Source organism: Pseudoglutamicibacter cumminsii (assembly GCF_016907775.1).
Classification (GTDB): Bacteria; Actinomycetota; Actinomycetes; order Actinomycetales; family Micrococcaceae; genus Pseudoglutamicibacter; species Pseudoglutamicibacter cumminsii.
In genome coordinates, this window is sequence record NZ_JAFBCO010000001.1 from 151,273 (window position 1) to 168,365 (window position 17,093).

The 17,093-nt window shown below is 61.7% G+C and carries 17 protein-coding genes; 9 read left to right on the top strand and 8 right to left on the bottom strand.

Annotated elements, in window-relative coordinates:
* Positions 1–78: 78 nt before the first annotated feature.
* The 4 genes from JOD50_RS00610 to JOD50_RS00625 are packed head-to-tail and all read right to left on the bottom strand — an operon-like array spanning position 79 to position 4,043.
* Positions 79–1,257 carry a hypothetical protein gene (locus JOD50_RS00610; RefSeq protein WP_204880023.1) on the bottom strand — a complete coding sequence of 393 codons (1,179 nt, stop codon included), beginning with the start codon at positions 1,255–1,257 and terminating at the stop codon, positions 79–81.
* Positions 1,258–1,284: 27 nt separating this feature from the next.
* On the bottom strand, positions 1,285–1,650 hold the full coding sequence (locus tag JOD50_RS00615) for a chorismate mutase (RefSeq protein ID WP_204880024.1): 366 nt from the start codon (positions 1,648–1,650) through the stop codon (positions 1,285–1,287).
* A 9-nt stretch (positions 1,651–1,659) separates the two neighbouring features.
* Positions 1,660–2,799 (bottom strand): tRNA 2-thiouridine(34) synthase MnmA, encoded by a 1,140-nt coding sequence (gene mnmA / locus JOD50_RS00620; protein WP_204880025.1) that lies wholly within the window; start codon positions 2,797–2,799, stop codon positions 1,660–1,662.
* A 59-nt stretch (positions 2,800–2,858) separates the two neighbouring features.
* On the bottom strand, positions 2,859–4,043 hold the full coding sequence (locus JOD50_RS00625) for an aminotransferase class V-fold PLP-dependent enzyme (RefSeq protein WP_204880026.1): 1,185 nt from the start codon (positions 4,041–4,043) through the stop codon (positions 2,859–2,861).
* An 80-nt stretch (positions 4,044–4,123) separates the two neighbouring features.
* Between JOD50_RS00625 and JOD50_RS00630 the strand changes: the two genes are divergently transcribed.
* The 3 genes from JOD50_RS00630 to JOD50_RS00640 are packed head-to-tail and all read left to right on the top strand — an operon-like array spanning position 4,124 to position 6,258.
* Positions 4,124–5,131, top strand: a complete 1,008-nt coding sequence (locus tag JOD50_RS00630) for a J domain-containing protein (RefSeq protein ID WP_204880027.1) — start codon at positions 4,124–4,126, stop codon at positions 5,129–5,131.
* Between the two features lie 30 nt (positions 5,132–5,161).
* Complete coding sequence (locus JOD50_RS00635) at positions 5,162–5,695, top strand: TrmH family RNA methyltransferase (protein ID WP_204880028.1); 534 nt, start codon at positions 5,162–5,164, stop codon at positions 5,693–5,695.
* Between the two features lie 14 nt (positions 5,696–5,709).
* Complete coding sequence (locus JOD50_RS00640) at positions 5,710–6,258, top strand: anti-sigma factor domain-containing protein (RefSeq protein ID WP_204880029.1); 549 nt, start codon at positions 5,710–5,712, stop codon at positions 6,256–6,258.
* 9 nt (positions 6,259–6,267) lie between these two features.
* Here JOD50_RS00640 and JOD50_RS00645 read toward each other — a convergent pair whose 3' ends face one another.
* From JOD50_RS00645 to JOD50_RS00660, 4 genes are all read right to left on the bottom strand, one after another.
* The gene (locus JOD50_RS00645; protein ID WP_338051956.1) at positions 6,268–7,074 is read right to left on the bottom strand and encodes a PIG-L deacetylase family protein; all 807 of its coding nucleotides are present in this window, start codon (positions 7,072–7,074) and stop codon (positions 6,268–6,270) included.
* A gap of 16 nt (positions 7,075–7,090) precedes the next feature.
* Complete coding sequence (locus tag JOD50_RS00650; protein WP_204880030.1) at positions 7,091–8,125, bottom strand: electron transfer flavoprotein subunit alpha/FixB family protein; 1,035 nt, start codon at positions 8,123–8,125, stop codon at positions 7,091–7,093.
* A gap of 27 nt (positions 8,126–8,152) precedes the next feature.
* On the bottom strand, positions 8,153–8,959 hold the full coding sequence (locus JOD50_RS00655; protein ID WP_204880031.1) for an electron transfer flavoprotein subunit beta/FixA family protein: 807 nt from the start codon (positions 8,957–8,959) through the stop codon (positions 8,153–8,155).
* A 149-nt stretch (positions 8,960–9,108) separates the two neighbouring features.
* Positions 9,109–10,620 carry a S1C family serine protease gene (locus JOD50_RS00660; protein WP_204880032.1) on the bottom strand — a complete coding sequence of 504 codons (1,512 nt, stop codon included), beginning with the start codon at positions 10,618–10,620 and terminating at the stop codon, positions 9,109–9,111.
* 149 nt (positions 10,621–10,769) lie between these two features.
* Here JOD50_RS00660 and JOD50_RS00665 point away from each other — a divergent pair, with 149 nt between their 5' ends.
* The 6 genes from JOD50_RS00665 (at position 10,770) to JOD50_RS00690 (ending at position 17,032) form a co-directional block, all read left to right on the top strand.
* Positions 10,770–12,311, top strand: a complete 1,542-nt coding sequence (locus JOD50_RS00665) for a coiled-coil domain-containing protein (protein ID WP_204880033.1) — start codon at positions 10,770–10,772, stop codon at positions 12,309–12,311.
* A 178-nt stretch (positions 12,312–12,489) separates the two neighbouring features.
* The gene (locus JOD50_RS00670; RefSeq protein WP_204880034.1) at positions 12,490–13,323 is read left to right on the top strand and encodes a PspA/IM30 family protein; all 834 of its coding nucleotides are present in this window, start codon (positions 12,490–12,492) and stop codon (positions 13,321–13,323) included.
* Positions 13,324–13,528: 205 nt separating this feature from the next.
* Entirely contained in the window at positions 13,529–14,473 is a 945-nt protein-coding gene (locus JOD50_RS00675; RefSeq protein WP_204880035.1) for an ABC transporter ATP-binding protein, read from the top strand.
* A gap of 5 nt (positions 14,474–14,478) precedes the next feature.
* On the top strand, positions 14,479–15,285 hold the full coding sequence (locus JOD50_RS00680) for an ABC transporter permease (protein ID WP_204880036.1): 807 nt from the start codon (positions 14,479–14,481) through the stop codon (positions 15,283–15,285).
* Positions 15,222–16,430, top strand: coding sequence for a sensor histidine kinase (locus JOD50_RS00685; RefSeq protein WP_204880037.1), 1,209 nt, complete (start codon positions 15,222–15,224; stop codon positions 16,428–16,430). Before JOD50_RS00680 ends, JOD50_RS00685 begins: the two co-directional genes overlap by 64 nt.
* Positions 16,427–17,032 (top strand): response regulator, encoded by a 606-nt coding sequence (locus JOD50_RS00690; protein WP_204880038.1) that lies wholly within the window; start codon positions 16,427–16,429, stop codon positions 17,030–17,032. The genes JOD50_RS00685 and JOD50_RS00690 overlap by 4 nt, the downstream gene beginning before the upstream one ends.
* Positions 17,033–17,093: the final 61 nt, after the last annotated feature.

Consider the following 17,093-nt stretch of genomic DNA (forward strand, 5'->3'; position numbering starts at 1 on the left):
TAGTGACGCTCGGATACCGCCGAGTGCTCCCCGGCGCACCTCTTATCCTATGCGATCAACGCGTAAATGCCGCTTGGGTTAACTGTGCGCGATGTCGGCGAAGGCTTGCGCTAGGTCGTTGAGTTTCGTGAGGCCGCGGCCCAGCTCGAGGTCGGTGAGTTCCGATGCGGCGGCGGGGCCCGATGCGGTGGTTGCGGTGGCCGGATTGGTTTCTGTGTAGCCGAAGCTGGCTTGCAGTGTTATGGAGCGCAGGTGTCGGGGTTCCATCCCGGCTTGGTGCAGCGGCTTCAACAGATCCTCGGCTGTGCGTGAGAGTGGTTGACGCGTTCCGGGTTGGGGTGTCACTCCATTTGCGCTTGCTGTTACAGCGTTCTCGGGTAGTGGAACCACCAGGTCGGTATGAGCCTCATCATCGTCGGGAAGGGCTTCGATGGTCTCCAAAAGGTGTTCCGCATCGAAGGCGGTCTCGGGCCACGCCGCCGTCTCGAAACCAACCGCGGCGTTAGCGTCTGACTTCGCGATTGCCTTCGCAACCGCCTTAGCCACCACATTCCCGCGGCCGCGCGCCGCATCAGGAACCCACACCGCCGGCGCGGCGGGCTGAGACGTCAGGCCTTCCACCGCATCGGCCATGAGGGATTCCCACCACTGCCGATCCAGCGGCGGCAGAGTCCGGTAGCCCGAGCTGGAACGCCACTTCCCCGCGAACGCTAGCTCGACATCGGGATCAATGATCCGTACAACGGGCTGCGCGCCCGGCAACGATGCGACCGCAGGAACCAGCTCCGTGATCCCTTCGCACCACGCTTGCGCGATGTCGATGCGGGCGCCGCGATCGCTTGCAACGGGTTCGCCGCTCGGCAGAGCCAGCCGGCACATCACTGTCGCGGGGCCCATCACGGTCACCAGGCGCTTCCCGAGCGGGGCGTCTTGGGCGTCATCCGCTGTGCGCTGGATGAGGTCGTTCAACCCGCGGGCCGCGCGCCGCATCGCAAGCCCCGATTTCGCGCGGGAGCCAGTCAGTCGCCACCCGTGAACCGTGAGGTCCACGGGTAAGTCCGCCAGATGCGTGATGGTGCGTTCCCACGCGGTGTCGCCGGGAGATTCCGGCAGCGGGAGAACATGCGGGCCACCATCGAGGCCGCCAAAGACTTCGTTCAGAACCTGGGTTGCACGCAGCGGGTCAGGCGTGCGGACCAGCGGCGCGCACGCGATGGAACGCTCAGCGTCCGAGGACAATGAGGATGTGGAAGTCACCTGCAAGGCCAGCCTGACAAAACTAGTTCAGTTGCGTTGTTCGGAGATCGCTTCGTGGTGGCGAATGACCTCGGCGATAATGAAGTTCAAGAACTTCTCGGCGAACTGCGGGTCCAGCTGCGCATCTTGGGCCAAGGACTGCAGGCGGGCGATCTGCGCGGTTTCACGGCCCGGGTCACTCGGCGGCAGCTGGTGTTCGGCTTTGAGATGACCCACCCGCTGGGTGCATTTGAACCGTTCGGCCAGCAGATACACGAGTGTGGCGTCGATGTTGTCGATGCTGCCGCGGATCCGTAACAGCTCCTGCATCACGGCAGGGTCCACACTGTCAGGCAGTGAGGATGCTGACGGGTCCCACTCGTTGGTCACGATGTCTGGCTGCTGTTCGCTCATATCCTCACCTTACGCAGGGAGGGACTCCGGATTCCATGTAGATGAATGAGCTGACGCAATTGTTGCTTGCCCGATAACGCGGTCACCCGTGTAGAGCACCATCGACTGGCCGGGCGCAACACCGTTAAGGGTCTCGTCCAGTTCGGCTTCTACGCGGCGGCCGTGTTCTTCGTCGTCAACCCAGCGGGCTCGGCCCGCGATCGGGGTTCCGTGCGCGCGAACCTGAACTGTGACGTCCATCCACGAACCATCCGAGGCTTTGGCAGGCTCCGCGCCTGCAAAGGAGACCCGGATGCCGCTCAGCCGATCCACGGCGAGCGCTTCTTTAGGCCCGACCACGACTTCGTTGGTTTTCGGCCGGATCGACAACACGAAGCGTGGTTTGCCGTCGGGCGCCGGATGGCCGATCGCAAGCCCGCGGCGCTGTCCCACGGTGAACGCCTGCGCGCCTTCGTGTTCGCCTACCTGGGCGCCTTCTTGGTCGATGATTTTGCCTGGTTGCATCTCGATTTGTTCCGCGAGCCAGCCGCGGGTGTCACCGTCTGGGATGAAGCAGATGTCGTGGGAATCAGGCTTCTCAGCCACACCAAGTCCGCGGCGTTCAGCTTCAGCGCGAACCTCCGCTTTAGTAGGCGCGTGCGCGAGCGGGAACCAGCAGTGCGCTAGCTGATCCTCACGCAGAACCCCGAGCACATAGGACTGGTCCTTGGCCATGTCGGCGGCGCGGTGCAGGGTTGGGCGGCCGTCCTCGTCCTGATCAACGCGGGCGTAGTGACCCGTCACTACCGCATCGAAACCCAGCGCGATTGCCTTATCCAGCAGCGCTTCAAACTTGATCTTTTCGTTGCACCGCAGGCACGGGTTCGGCGTGCGGCCCGCGGCGTATTCGTCGATGAAGTCATCCACCACATCGGCCTTGAACCGCTCCGAGAAGTCCCACACATAGAACGGGATACCCAGGGTTTCGCACGCACGGAACGCATCGTTCGAGTCCTCAATAGTGCAGCAGCCACGGGAGCCGGTGCGCAGGGTTCCAGGCATGCGGGACAGCGCTAGGTGTACACCAACGACGTCGTGGCCGGCTTCAACTGCGCGCGCGGCGGCAACGGCGGAATCAACTCCCCCGGACATCGCGGCCAGAACCTTCATGGGATCCCCCTCAAAACCTGTGGTGGTTGCTGTGCATGCTAGAGCAGTTTTCTATTGTTTCATGCGCCGCCGGCGGCCCTGGCTTGGTCGATGACCCCGGGAAGCGCGTCGATGAGCGCTTGCACCGCTTCGGGTGTTGTCAGCGGCCCCATGCTGAAGCGTTGAACGTCGGTCGCGTCTTGTTTGCTGCGGCCCATCGCGAGCAAAACGTGCGAGGGCTGCGCCATTCCGGCGGTGCATGCGGAGCCGGTCGAGGTAGCGAACCCGAGGCTGTCCAGAAGGAACAGCGCTGAGTCACCCTGTGCCCCCGGCACGCTCAAGTGCACGATGCTCGGTAACTGTTGCGCTGGATCGTTGCTTCCGGAGACGGTTGCGTTGGGGATGGTTGCGTTGATCGCGTCAACGAGCTGTTCACGTAGCTGACTGAGGCGCTCGCTTTCCGCTGCCAGCTCGTCTTGCGCGGCCTGGGCGGCCGCTGCGAAAGCTGCCGCTGAGGCGACGTCTGCGGTTCCGGAACGCATCCCACGTTCCTGCCCTCCGCCGTGGATGTGCGGGGTGAGCTGAGCCGCGCGGCGCACGATGAGCGCCCCGATCCCGACCGGCCCGCCGAGTTTGTGCGCGGTGATCGCGGCGGTGGTGATCGCGGGGTTGTTCAGTTGCGTAGGGATGTGGCCGAACGCCTGAACCGCGTCAGTGTGGAACGGAATCCCGTACCCCGCCGCGGCCGCCGCGGCTTCGTCGATCGGCTGGATCGCACCGACCTCATTATTAGCCCACATCAGCGTCGCCAACGCCGTGCGTTCCGGAGCTTCAGCGAGAGCTGCACGCCACGCATCGATATCAACCACAGCATCGTGCGCGACCGGAACCAGAACAGGCTCCGCCGCGTGATGTTGGGCAAGGTATTCGATCACATCGAGCACCGCGGGGTGCTCGATGCCCGTGTAAATGATGCGAGGACGCGCCTGCTCTCCAGCGTTACGTTGAGCGTAGAGGCCCTTGAGCGCGAGGTTGTCGGCCTCGGTGCCGCCGGATGTGAAGATGATCTCGGCAGGGTCCACGCCTGCCGCGCGAGCCAGGTCGATGCGCGCGGCATCGTGTATGCGGCGAGCCGCACGGCCAGCGGTATGGAGCGAACCCGCATTCCCCACAACACCCATGTGTTCGATGAGCGCGGCGCGCGCCGGCTCAGACAACGGGGTGGTTGCGGCATGGTCAAAGTAATGGGCAGGCTGATTCCTCACCCTTCAAGCGTAGTCGGCACCGCGTAAAAGCGAAGGCCGCGCCGCGTACTCGATGCGGCGGATAAGGCAGAATACTGTGTATGTCCGCCAGCCGCCGCCAAGCTTTCGAAACCCTCGGCCTGCCCCACAACGCCGACGCCCAAGCGATCCGCAAAGCTTTCCGCTCGCTGTCTCGCACCCACCACCCCGACCTCGGCGGCGACCCCGCAACCTACCAAGCGATCACAACCGCCTACACGATCCTGACCGACCCAGCCGCGGCAACACAGGCCGACGCCGCAGCTGCACGCGCCGCAACCGCACAGCCACCAGCGCAGTCGCAGCCGCACTCGTCAGCGCAACGGCCAATGCAACGACCAACGCAACCGAGCCAGCGGAACCCGCGTACCGCATCGGGCCGCTACCACACGGGCACCACCGCATCGGGCGCCAACACCGGCACCCGCTACACGCCGTCCGGGCCAGCCTCCCAAGACGTGACCTACGACGGCACCCATGCTTCGCTGAGCGAACGCGACGCCCACACGCTCGTGCGCGGATCGATCCGCCGCCGCGGCCTGCTCGACCGTAGCGTCTACCGCGAAGCTCGCACCGCGGCCGTCGCGGACCTGTTTGAACGCATCCACGAACACGTTCCCGCCGCACGCATGGTGCTCGGCGTGCGCATCGACGGCACAGATATTGAAACCGTGATTTTCGCGGGCCAGCGACTGCTCGCGGTGGATGTCGAGGTGTCCGTGGACTCCGAACACACGTGGGACGGAACCAAACTACGCGCCAACGGAAAAACGCTGGCGTACAACCCAAACAACGATGCGGTACATGCGTTGGAACGCAAGATCGGCGGCACGCGAGCTGAAGCGTTGCATGTGTTGTTCGCGCCGGGGCGTTCGGCTCAGCATCCGGTCGTGAAGCGGGTCGGCGGGGCCGCGGGTCTGACCGGCCCGTCGCCGATCGCCCGGGCCGCTGGCGAGGGGATCGCCTACCTTGCAGGCGGCCCGAACCCAAGCAGCATCAACCTCTCTGTATATGGAGAGCTCGTCCAACTCGCTGGACGCGACACACGTAAAAAGAACGGCGTTTCGTAATCAAACCGTTACATTCGCTAAACTGGCGGCGTGCTACGCATCGTCTTCAACACGCCTGAAATCCCCGGCAACACCGGTAACGCGATCCGCCTCGCGGCCATCACCGGTGCCGAACTCCACCTCGTGGAGCCCCTGGGTTTCGATTTTGAAGACGCCAAGCTGCGCCGTGCCGGGCTCGACTATCACGACCTCGCCGTCGTGACCGTCCACCCGGACCTCGATACGGCACTCGAAAAACTCGGTCCAGGCCGCGTCTTCGCCTTCACGACCGACGGACAGACCCGTTACGACACCGTGGAGTACCGCGAGGGCGACATTCTCCTCTTCGGCAAAGAGTCATCGGGCCTCACCGAAGAAGAAAAGAACCATCCGCGCATCACCAGCCACGTGACCATCCCGATGCAGCCGGCCCGAAGGTCTTTGAACCTCGCGAACTCCGCTTCCATCGCGGTCTATGAAGCGTGGAGGCAACACGGATTCCCGGGCGCTCGGCCGCTCGGGGCGCACACGCCGGTTGCAGCGCCCGACGCAGCATCATCTGAACTCGCCCCAGAAAACGGCTAAGGAAAGGCTCAACCATGAACGAACACAATGAAGCCGACCTTGACCTCCTCGGGGACTTCGATGAGGAAGAATCGGCACGTAACCGCCGTGAGGCGCCATCCGCGGGCAAGATCGCGATCTTCAGCGTCATCACCGTGGTCGTGCTCGCCGTAATCGGGTTCTTCGCGGTCAAAGCAATGTGGCCCTCGCCTGCGAACATGGCCGCTGAGGTAGCGAAAGAAGTCCGCGACGCGTCCGACGCCGTAACGCACACAGCCAAAACCAAAGACGGCGAAATCGAGCTGGTCACGAGCGCCGAGCTGAACTCGTTCGCCGTCAAGATCAAGGGTGTCCCGAACGCGCCCGAAGACAACGAATACCAGCTTTATCTGAGCGACACTGAAAACGGTCTGCGTCCATCGACCCTGCTTGGCGCCAAGCCGAACGACACCTGGTTCGGTGTCCGCGACGAACTCAACACGACCCGCGAAATCCACGTCACCGTCGTCGCTCAAGGCGGCCAGCAACGCCCACCAGCGCAAGACGTCGTGTCCATCGAAATCCCGCAAGACAGCGGGAAGTAACCGCGCGGGCTAGAAGCCCGCGATCGTCTCAGCGGAGTTCACGCATACCGCGTGGAACGTCTCCGCTGCCTGCCAGTCCGCCGCGTTCACTTGCTCCGCCATGTGCGCGGCCTGCTGCCGCACGAACTGCTGCATCTTCTCAACATCAGGATGTTGCGATGCGTGCTTGAGCAACGCCTCGATCTTGGTATCGACGGTCGAGCTGATATCGACCGCCATGTTCGTCAGATGCTCCGGCTGCGCGAAGTACCACAAGTGGCGCAACTTATGCGGTTCAAGCCCCGCTTCAAGAAGCTCCGGATACGCATACGGATTTTCAAGCGACGGATACACCGCATGCGTGACAGCCTGCCCCACCGCAAGGTGATCCGGGTGCGACTTCTGGAAGCTCGTGTAATCCCGCTCAGGGTGATGCGTCAGGACCAGATCAGGGCGCACTCGGCGGCCCACCTCAACAACCTTCTTCAACAGGTCAGCGCTCACATGCAGGTCGCCATCCGGGTAATCCCAGAACTCAACCGAAGCGATCCCCACAACCTCAGCGGCCTGGCGCTGCTCATCACGACGCCGCAACACGACGTCGTCACCGCGCGCCTCATCACTGAAACCGCCAGCGCCACCGCCGGTCACCACCGTCAAATGGATCTCGATGCCGCCAGCGGCCCACCGAGCCAGCGTGCCAGCGGAACCGAAGTCCACATCGTCGGGGTGTGCAGTCAGCACCAAAACCTTCGAAACATCCGCAGGAGCGCCAGTACGCGGATCCAATGCGCCCGTACCCTCAACCCCGGCGAAGCGGTTCAACGACGCTGACACGTTCACAACTCCCCCACTAGCCCTGCTGCTTTCGCGCGCGAATCGCCTCAGCTGCCTGAGGCAAAACCGTATTCAAGTCGCCAACAATGCCGAAATCGGCGATATCGAAAATCGGTGCATCCATATCGTTGTTCACGACAACGATGGTGCCCGACTGGCGCATACCAGCGACGTGGTGCACCGCACCCGAAATACCCGCCGCGATATAAAGCTCCGGCCGCACCGTAGCGCCCGTCTGCCCCACCTGTGTGTTGTGAGGAACCCAGCCTTCATCGGTCGCATCGCGAGTTGAACCAACCGCGCCACCCAAAGCGTCAGCCAGCTGCTCAACCGGACCGAAATCGCCATCGGTACCGCGGCCACCAGCAACAACGACGCGAGCCGAAGACACATCAGGACGGCCGCCGTAAACAATCGGCGTACGAGAAAGAACCTGCGCACCCCCACGGCCGCCCGTGCTCACCGAAACCACCTCAGGGCTTTCCACCGGCGCAGGGGTCTGCGCAGGAATCCCCGGAACAAGCGTCAAGAAAGTCATCGCGGTCGTCGGGCGTACCTCGGAGCTCCACTCGCCGGAAAGAACATTCTTACGCACCGCGAGACCCGTAGCGTTCGCGAGCTCACCCTTAGTAGCCAAAGCAATCGAGGAAACCTGCGTGATCAGCGCCGACTCCGTCAATGCAGCCGCCCGCGCCATAACCTCGGTCTCAATCGGCTCAATACCGCTCAGAACCGCAACGGCCTCACTCGCGCGCACAGCACCCACCAAAAGATCAGCCTGCCCCACCGCAAGCGAACCCGACGGATCCTGCTCAGCCGCATACACACGCTGCACACCAGCCGCACCCAACGCGGCCACCGCATCAGGCGAAACAGCTGCACCCACAGCAACCGCCACCGGCCCCACACCAGCCGCAACAGCAACAACATCCTTCTGCGAAGGCGAAAGCTCTGCCCCAACAGAATCCAGATACACAAGAACAGTCACAAGAAACTCCAGAAACGTCCGAAATCCGATACCGACCTGGCCCTCACGTGCCGCCCAACGCATACCTCCAGCGTGAGCGGCGCACCAGGGTTAGAGCAGATTATTCTCAGCCAAATACTCGGCCAACGCCTCGCCAGCCGCACCATCATCAACAATCACACGGCCAGGCTTCCGCGCAGGAACCGGCTCAGCCGAAGTCACAACAGCCGAAGCCGCAGACGACCCCACCCAATCAGCCGACAAACCAAGATCCCCAAGCGTCACCGTGTCCGTCTTCTTCTTACGCGCCGCAAGCATCGACTTGAAGTTCGGGTAACGAGGCTCATTCGCTTGGTCCGTCACCGAAACCACAACAGGCCAGCCGCTAGCAACCTCAAGCGTCTCGCCGATGCCTTCGCGGCGGCCCCGCAAACGGCCCGCTTCCAGGTCAAGCGAGTCCAACATCGTCAGCTGAGGCCAACCAAGACGAGCAGCAACCAACGACGGCATGACACCCATCTCGGCGTCCGTCGACTCCATGCCGAACACCACAACATCAGGAGCCTCGGCGCGGATAGCGGCCTCCAAAACACGCGACGTCGAAAGCGCATCAGAGCCAGCCAACTGGTCATCCGAAACATGCACCGCGCGCGTAGCGCCCATCTGCAAAGCCTTCTTCAACGCAGCCTTAGCGCCCTCCGGGCCCATCGTCACCACCGTCACAGGGCACACCTTGTCCCCGCCAGCAGCCTCAGACAACGCAACAGCCGCCTCAATGGCGTTCTCATCCAGCTCAGACAAGATCGATTCCTCACGCACCAAACGGTTCTCCGAATCGAACTGCCGCTCAAACTGAGCATCAGGAACGTACTTCACCAAGACCATCACATTCTGTGGGCTCGTCTCGGCTGTACTCATGTTTTCACTCCCGGTCGCAATGAACACAAACTGCTCTCAATGAACACAAAACGGTGGCTTATACGACGCCGTTCTTAGACCATCGTATAAGCCACCGCTAGCTTGAGGGCCTTAAACGCCCCCGATTATGCTTTCGGCTGTTCCCGCCGCTAGGCCTCCGCGCTACCCAACGTGACCTCGACCGTGCGCTCCTGCCCATCACGTCGGATCGTCACCGGAACCTTAGTGCCGGCCGCGTACGAACGAATCGTCGCGGTCAGATCAACGGCGTCATTCATGCGTTTGCCGCCAACCTTGGTAATCACGTCGCCCTTCTGAATACCGGCCTGCCCAGCGGGCGAATCAGATGAAACCTCCGAAACCACCGCGCCCTCAGTGAAGATCGCAGAGCGGCCCTCGTTACTTGGCTGCGAACGCGCCAACAAACCCAGCTGACCGTGGGACGCCTTACCGTTGCTCATCAGCTCGTGCGCGACACGCTGAGCGATGTTGCCAGGAACCGCGAAGCCCAAACCGATCGAACCGGAATCCTCGCTCGGAGCATAAATCGCAACATTGATGCCAATCAGCTCGCCCTTATTGTTGACGAGCGCGCCGCCCGAGTTGCCGTGGTTGATCGAAGCGTCGGTCTGCAACACGTTGATCGAGATACGGCCAGAAGGCTGCTTTTGTTGCTCCTGCCCAGGGATCTGGAACTGATGCGGATCACTTTCCCCACCATCGGCTTCAGGGGCTGACTTGACCGCCGATGAGGCGATCGAAATGGAACGCTCACGGTTAGAGATGATGCCCGTCGAGACCGTGTTCGGAAGCCCCAACGGCGCACCAATAGCGATCGCGTCCGAGCCAACGTTCACATCGTCCATGTTGGCAAACGTGATCGGGCTGAACTTCTTACCGTTCGTGTTCTCAAGCTTGACCACCGCGAGGTCATACAGCGGATCCTGCCCCACCAGCATGGCTGGGTACGTCGTGCCGTCGGAAGTCTGGACCTCGATGGTGGCCTTATCTGACGCGCCACCCAAGGTTGCGACGTGCTGATTAGTCAGGACGTAGCCGTCTTCAGACACGATGACGCCGGAACCGCTACCCGACTTGTTGTTCCCGGACGCGGAAATCGTCACAACCGACGGCATCGCGGACTGAGCCGCGTGCGAAACCGTGGTTGCGGTCTTGGGGTTCGCGACGATCTGATCGCGAACCTCTTGCTGAACTCCCGGATTCTGCGTGGCGTTGTTCCCGTTGTTGAGTGCCAGCACACCGGCGCCTGCACCGCCACCGGCGATAGCACCCACGATCAGCGCACCCGCGACAATCCCCCACCCAGGACGCCGCGACGACTTTCTCTCACTCTGCTCTGTAGCGCTCTGATCTTGTGCCGCACCATACATCAGATTCGACGGCTGATGCTGCTGTGCCGAAAACGTTGCCTCATACTGCGGCTGATGCGGCGTCGGCTGATGCTGCGTGTGCTGTTGCTGCGTCTGCGGGTGCAACTGGGGATGCTGTTGCGTCCCATCCTCTAGCGGACCATCCTTGAGCGGACCATCCTCGAGCGGCGGAGGGGGCGCTTGCTGAAACGCGTTTTCGCCTAGCGCTGGAGGCATCGCGTTGTAGCGCGCGGTGTCGGTGTGCTCGTTTTCGGGATGTGGATGGGACATGTGTGAACTTTCGGTGTGAGATTCGGTCCAACCTTCTCACCCCACACTAACGACGCCTCCTGGCAGGCGCCTGGGATGTGGGTCTGCAGTTTCTTGAAAGTAACCCAAAGAATCCTTGAAGCAGAGGCATTATGTGGAAAGCTTTAGACATGGCGTTTCATATCGACATGCTTCACACCACACCGCTGCCGTTGGCCGCGAGCCTTTCGATGGCCGGGGTGCTGGCGGTCTTCGTGATCGCGCTTGTTGGCGCGTTCGTGGTTTTCAACATCCTGCAAGGGAAGAAACGTAAAGAGCGGCGTGAACGCTGGCGCAACTCCCCTGGCTGGGGTGCAACGGGCCTCCCGGTTGGGGGCGTGTCTGAGCAGGCGCCGCAGATCCTTTCGGCTGAGCAGCTGGACGCCAAACGTAAGGACGCATCGGCTTCCCTCATCGCCGCCGATGAAGCACTGCGGGCCGCAACCCAAGAGATCGATTTCGCTGTAGCAGCGTATGGCGAGGCGAAGGTTGAGTCTTTCCGCGCAACGCTGGAAGAGGCTCGCGCCGATGTTTCTGCAGCGTTCCAGCGGCAACAGCTGCTTGATGACGACAAGCCTGATTCGCCGCAGGATCAGAACGCGTGGCTCGAGGAGATCTTGGAGCGCACCCAGCGCGCGATCGACACGTTGCAGAGCCGTGCCGCGGAGTTCAGTGACCTGCGCAACGTTGAACACGACGCCCCACAGCGCATCGACGAGCTGAACGCGGCATTGGTTGAGATGGTCGGTCGGCTTGAGCAGGGCCAATCGGACATTGCCGGCGTTGAAACCGAGTACACGCAGAGCGCCCGCGACCGGGTGGATGGTGTTGTTGAGCGTGCAACGAGCCGCCTCGAAGATCTTTCGGAGATCCTGAAGGGTGCGCGTTCCGCGTGGGATTCGGGTGATCAGCCGAGCGCGGCCGTCGCGATTGTTCAGGCCGAGACGGCGCAGGTGGATGCCGATGCTTTGGTGACCCGCGTAGAGACTGTGCGGGAGCGGCTTGCTACCGCTAAGCAAAAGCTTCCGCAAAATATTCACCAGGCTGAAAAGGATATCGATGCGGCGCGCGCGATGGTCGATGCAGGCCGTTCCGCACTACAGGGCCCAGCGGACCGTCTGGATCGGGTCATCAAGAAGGTCTATGGCGCGATGGATGCCGGCCCATACGATCCGATCGCGTTGTCGGATGAGCTCGCTACCGCGCACGATGCGTTGAGTGACCCGCTCGGGAAGGCACAGTCTGAGGACGAGCAGCGTGCTAGTGCCCAGGCCCGTCTGGATGACGTTGCCAACCGTGCTGCGGCGCGCATCGAATCTGTTGAGGATTATGTTCGCGCTAACCGCAACAAGGTGGGTTCCACTACCCGGACGCGGCTTTCTGAAGCGCAGCGTTTCCTGAATCAGGCGATGGACATGCGTGCGAGCGATCCCGTGACTGCGGCCCAGCACGCTGACCGCGCGCTCAAGCTCGCCGAAGCCGCGGCGCGTAACGCGGAGGCCGAAACGAGTAACCGGTACGAGGACGACGACACCCTCGAAAGCGTGTTCAACATCCTGAACCAGACGTTCGCAGGTCCACGCTACGGCCGTCCTGGCTACGGCGGGCGGCGGAATCCGTTCGGCTACGGCTATCCGCACAACGGCCGCAACCGTTCGCGCCGACGGTACTGAGCTGGTCGATACTGAATTCGCCGATGCTGGGACGCTGTTGCCGAGGAATCTTTGGCAAACGCTCAGCAAACTCGGCGCTGTCACCTCTACTCAGAACGGCGCATGCCAACTAGGCTGAACGTTAGATGTCACTAGCCTGATACTTCATCAGTCTTGACGCCCTCAATAAAGGAGAACCATGGCAAAGAAACAGTCGATCCTTGGCCGTATTGGCCAGTTGGTCCGTGCGAACATCAACGCGATGCTCGACAACGCGGAGGATCCGCAGAAGATGCTGGATCAGATGATCCGCGACTACACGGACAACATTCGTGAGGCTGAGGCTGCTATCGCCACCACGATCGGTAACCTGCGCCTGGCTCAGGAGGACTACCAGACCGACGTCAAGGCCGCTCAGGAGTGGGGCCAGAAGGCACTCGCAGCATCGAACAAGGCTGACGAGTTCCGTTCGGAAGGTAACTCCGCGGACGCCGATAAGTTCGATAACCTCGCCAAGGTTGCTCTGCAGAAGCAGATGTCCGCTGAGAACGATGCGAAGGCAGCTGAGCCGGGCATCGCGGCTCAGGAGGATGTTGTTGAGCGCCTCAAGAACGGCTTGGCGCAGATGAAGAACAAGCTTGAGGAGCTGCGCACTAAGCGCAACCAGCTTGTTGCTCGCCAGAAGTCCGCTGACGCTCAGAGCAAGGTCAACGAGGCTCTGGGTTCGATCGACATCATGGACCCAACCAGCGAAATCTCCCGTTTCGAGGAGAAGATCCGCCGCCAGGAGGCGCAGGTTCGTGGCCAGCAGGAGCTCCAGGCGTCGTCGATCGATTCTCAGTTCGAGCAGCTTGAAGACCTCGGCGAGAAGACCGAGGTTGAGGCTCGTCTCGCGGCTCTCAAGCACGGTGCAGGCAAGCAGGCCCCTAAGGCTGTTGAATCCCAGGCCGGCAACGATGCGCAGGCTGGCGGCAAGATCGATGAGGACTTGACGCCAGAGCAGCTCGAGGCGCTGCGCAAGCTCGAAGGCTAAAGCTCCCTAAGCTAACGCCGCACTAGCGACAAACGGAAGGCTGGTTCCCTCACTTCCCGAGGGAGCCAGCCTTCCGCTTTAACCGCGCCCATGACAACTGTCATGGGTAAGTGGTGACACACGCTATGCACACGAAGCACGCTGTCCGAATAGCGTAAAAACCATGAGAACGGCAGATAAGACATCGGCACACCGCACTCCAAACATGGCACGCACACCGGCAATAGAACTAGCCGGGGTCAGCAAGACGTTCAACGCCCGGTCAGGCAATCCCGTGCATGCGCTCAGGGACGTAAGCCTCACGGTCCAGCCGGGTGAGATCATCGCGTTGCTCGGCACCAACGGAGCGGGCAAGACCACCCTGGTGGACATCATCCTGGGACTGACCACAACGATCTCAGGAACCGTCAGCGTCATGGGCCAGACGCCCAAGCAGGCGGTCTACAACCAGAACATCGGCGCGCTCATGCAGACCGGCGGCCTGCTCAATGACCTCACCGTCAAAGACACGTTGAAAATGATCGCGGCGACCTTCCCGCAGCACCTCCCCCTCGACGAGGTCGTGGCCCAAGCCAACCTTGAGCCGATCTATAAGCGCCGCGTCGGCAAGTGTTCCGGCGGCGAGCAACAGCGGATCCGTTTCGCGCTGGCGATCCTCGGCGATCCGGACATCCTCATCCTCGACGAGCCCACCGCCGGCATGGACGCCGGCGCACGCCACCGCTTCTGGGATTCCATGAAGCATCAGGCGCAGCAGGGCCGCACCATCATCTTCGCAACCCATTACCTTGAGGAAGCCGACCAATTCGCGCAACGCATCGTGCTGATCAACAAGGGCGAGATCATCGCTGACGGCACCACAGATGAGCTGCGCAGCATGAACTCGCACCGCACGGTTACCGCCGAATTCCCCGGCGGCATCCCGGAACTACCGGAGTTGCCGGGCGTTGAAAGCTACGAAACCAACGGAAATCGCCTACAGATTACGGCTCACAATTCCGATGCGGTGGCCCGGTATTTGCTGACCGAAACTGACGCTCGCAACCTCGGAATTACGAGCCACAGCCTCGAGGAGACGTTCCTCTCACTCACGCAGGACGCCGCACTCGCCCAGAACTCAGATCCAACACAGACCACGCAGGAGGCGTAGGACTCATGACCACGAAAACGATGAGCACAACCACCACGTCAACGAGTTCAATGAGCCGGACCCTGCGATTCGCCAGCCATGAGCTTCTGCGGCTGCGCCGCGACATGGCCACGATCTTCTTCAGCATCGGGCTACCGATCTTTTTCTATCTGATTTTCGGCGCGTTGCAGAGTTACGGCCAGTTGGAAATCAACGGTGGCAACGTAGCCGCGTACGTCATGTTGGGTATGGCGTTCTACGCGGGCGTGGTCGGTGCGGTCGGCGCAGCGGGAACGTCCGTGACGGATAGCCGTAGCGGTTGGGGCCGCCAGCTTGCGCTGACTCCCCTGCGTCCTGCGCAGCTTGCGTTCGCGAATGCCGTGAGCATCGCGGTGCGCGCAGTGTTGCCGATTGCAGCTGTGTTCATTGCTGGCGGGCTTACGAACGCGAAGATGCAGCCCGAACAATGGGCGTTGACCTTCCTCGCGTGTGTTCTGTGTTCGATTCCGTTCGGCTTCTACGGCTTGGCGTGGACTCTGGCGATCCCGAAGGAAAACACGGTCGGCATCGCTACCGGTTCGATTGTGATCCTCGCGTTCGCTGCCAACATGTTCATGCCGTTGACGGGGGCGTTGCTGGATATTGGCCGGTTCACCCCGATGTATGGCGCCATGATGCTGGTTCGGTGGCCGCTGGCCGAGGGCGGGCAGGTAGCTGGCATGGGATTTACATACGAGCCGATGTGGCACGCCTGGGTTAGCATCTCGGTATGGACGGCGATCTTCGTGGGCTTCTGCCTGATGATGCGCAAACGCGACAAGAACCGAAGCTGATGCACCCTTTCAAAAACTTCCAGCTCAACAACGCGATCTTCGCCGCGATATGGCTCGTTTTCCTGGCCGCGGTCTTGGTCCAGGTTTACTTGGGGGCGGGCTATAGCGCCAGGGATAAGGTGTGGATGACGGCGTGCGTGGCCGTCTTTTCAGCCTTCTATTTCTGGGCGTTCGGCTCGATGGAGAGCTATCCGAGCGGCTGGAGTCAGTTCTCTCGGGCCATGCTGCGGTGGGCCGTCTTGCTGGTGATTGCGTTGGCGAGCGTTCCAGTCATCAAGACGGGTGTGATCAGTTACGCGCCGTATCTAGCAGCGATGCTGGGGTTCTCGGTGCCGTGGAGGAAGTCGCTCCCCATCGTGGCCGCGACTGGTGTTGTTGGCACTCTCGCGGTGTGGTTTGTAGCGCCGGAGGATCTTGGCTGGTCATCGCTGGTCTTGTTCGCGATGCCGTTCCTGTTGGTCGCGGTGGGTGTTTTCAGTCAGTACGATGTGTCTCGCTATCAGTTGCAGCATGAGCTTGACCTTGCTCAGCAGCGGGAAAACATCGCTACCGACGTGCACGATCTTCTGGGGCACTCTCTCACTGTCATCAATCTGAAGTCTGAGGTTGCGCGCCGGGCCCTTCATAACAACGCCGAGCAGGCGGAGAAGGAGCTCAAGGAGATCGCTGAGCTGTCCCGACTGGCGCTTGCGGAGGTTCGCGCGACGGTCACCCGGATGCGCACGCCAACCTTCGCAGGTGAGGTGCAGGGGGCGCGCCGGGCTCTGGAGACGAAGGGCATCACCGCGCATCTTCCGGAACGTCTGACGTCGGCGGGTGAGCACGAGACCGTGTTCTCTTGGTGTTTGCGGGAGCTGACCACAAATGTGGTCCGGCATTCCGGTGCGCGTACGTGTTGGGTCAGTATGACTGCGGATAAGCTGCAGGTCACCGACGATGGTTGCGGCTTTAGCGCTGATACCACCAGTAGCGATGACGGCGGCTTGGCTGGCTTGCGTGAGCGCGTAGAGGCGGCGGGCGGGACGCTGACGGTGTCCCGCGAGCGAGGCCTGACGCGGGTTTTGGTTTCGATGGGTGGAGGCAACGTGCTGCTAGACGACGGCGCCATTGCTGGTAGCACCGAGGCTGAGGAGGGCATCCGGTGAAGAAAATTCGTCTACTTATCGCTGAGGACCAGTCGCTCGTGCGTGGGGCGTTGGTTGCTTTGCTGAGTTCGGAGCCGGATCTTGAGGTTGTCGCTGAATGCGCGACCGGAACCGAAGCTCTGCAGCTGGTACGTGAGCATCCCATCGATGTTGCGCTGTTGGACATCGAGATGCCTGGCCTCAACGGCCTGGGTGTCGCCAAGGAGCTTACGGGACATCCGTGCCGTTGCTTGATTGTGACGACGTTCGGCAAGGCCGGCTACGTCAAGCAGGCGATGCAAGCGGGTGTGGACGGCTTCATCGTGAAGGACACTCCCCCTAATGAGCTCGCGGAGGCGATCCGGCGCGTTCATGCCGGGTTGCGGGTCATCGACCCGACTCTGGCTCGGGACAGCTTGTTGGCGCCGGACAATCCGTTGAGCGAACGAGAAACCGAGGTCTGTGACCAACTGTTTCAGGGCAAGAGCGCCCCAGCGATAGCGAAGGCACTGCATTTGTCGCCGGGCACGGTGCGCAACCATATCTCGAGCATCATGTCCAAGACGGGTGCCGATAACCGCTTCGAGGCCGCCCATGTCGCAAAGTCAAACGGATGGATTTAATAACAGCTCATATGCCGCGATATTCCGCGAAATTTAGAGGCCTCTCTTCGGTACTCACTGG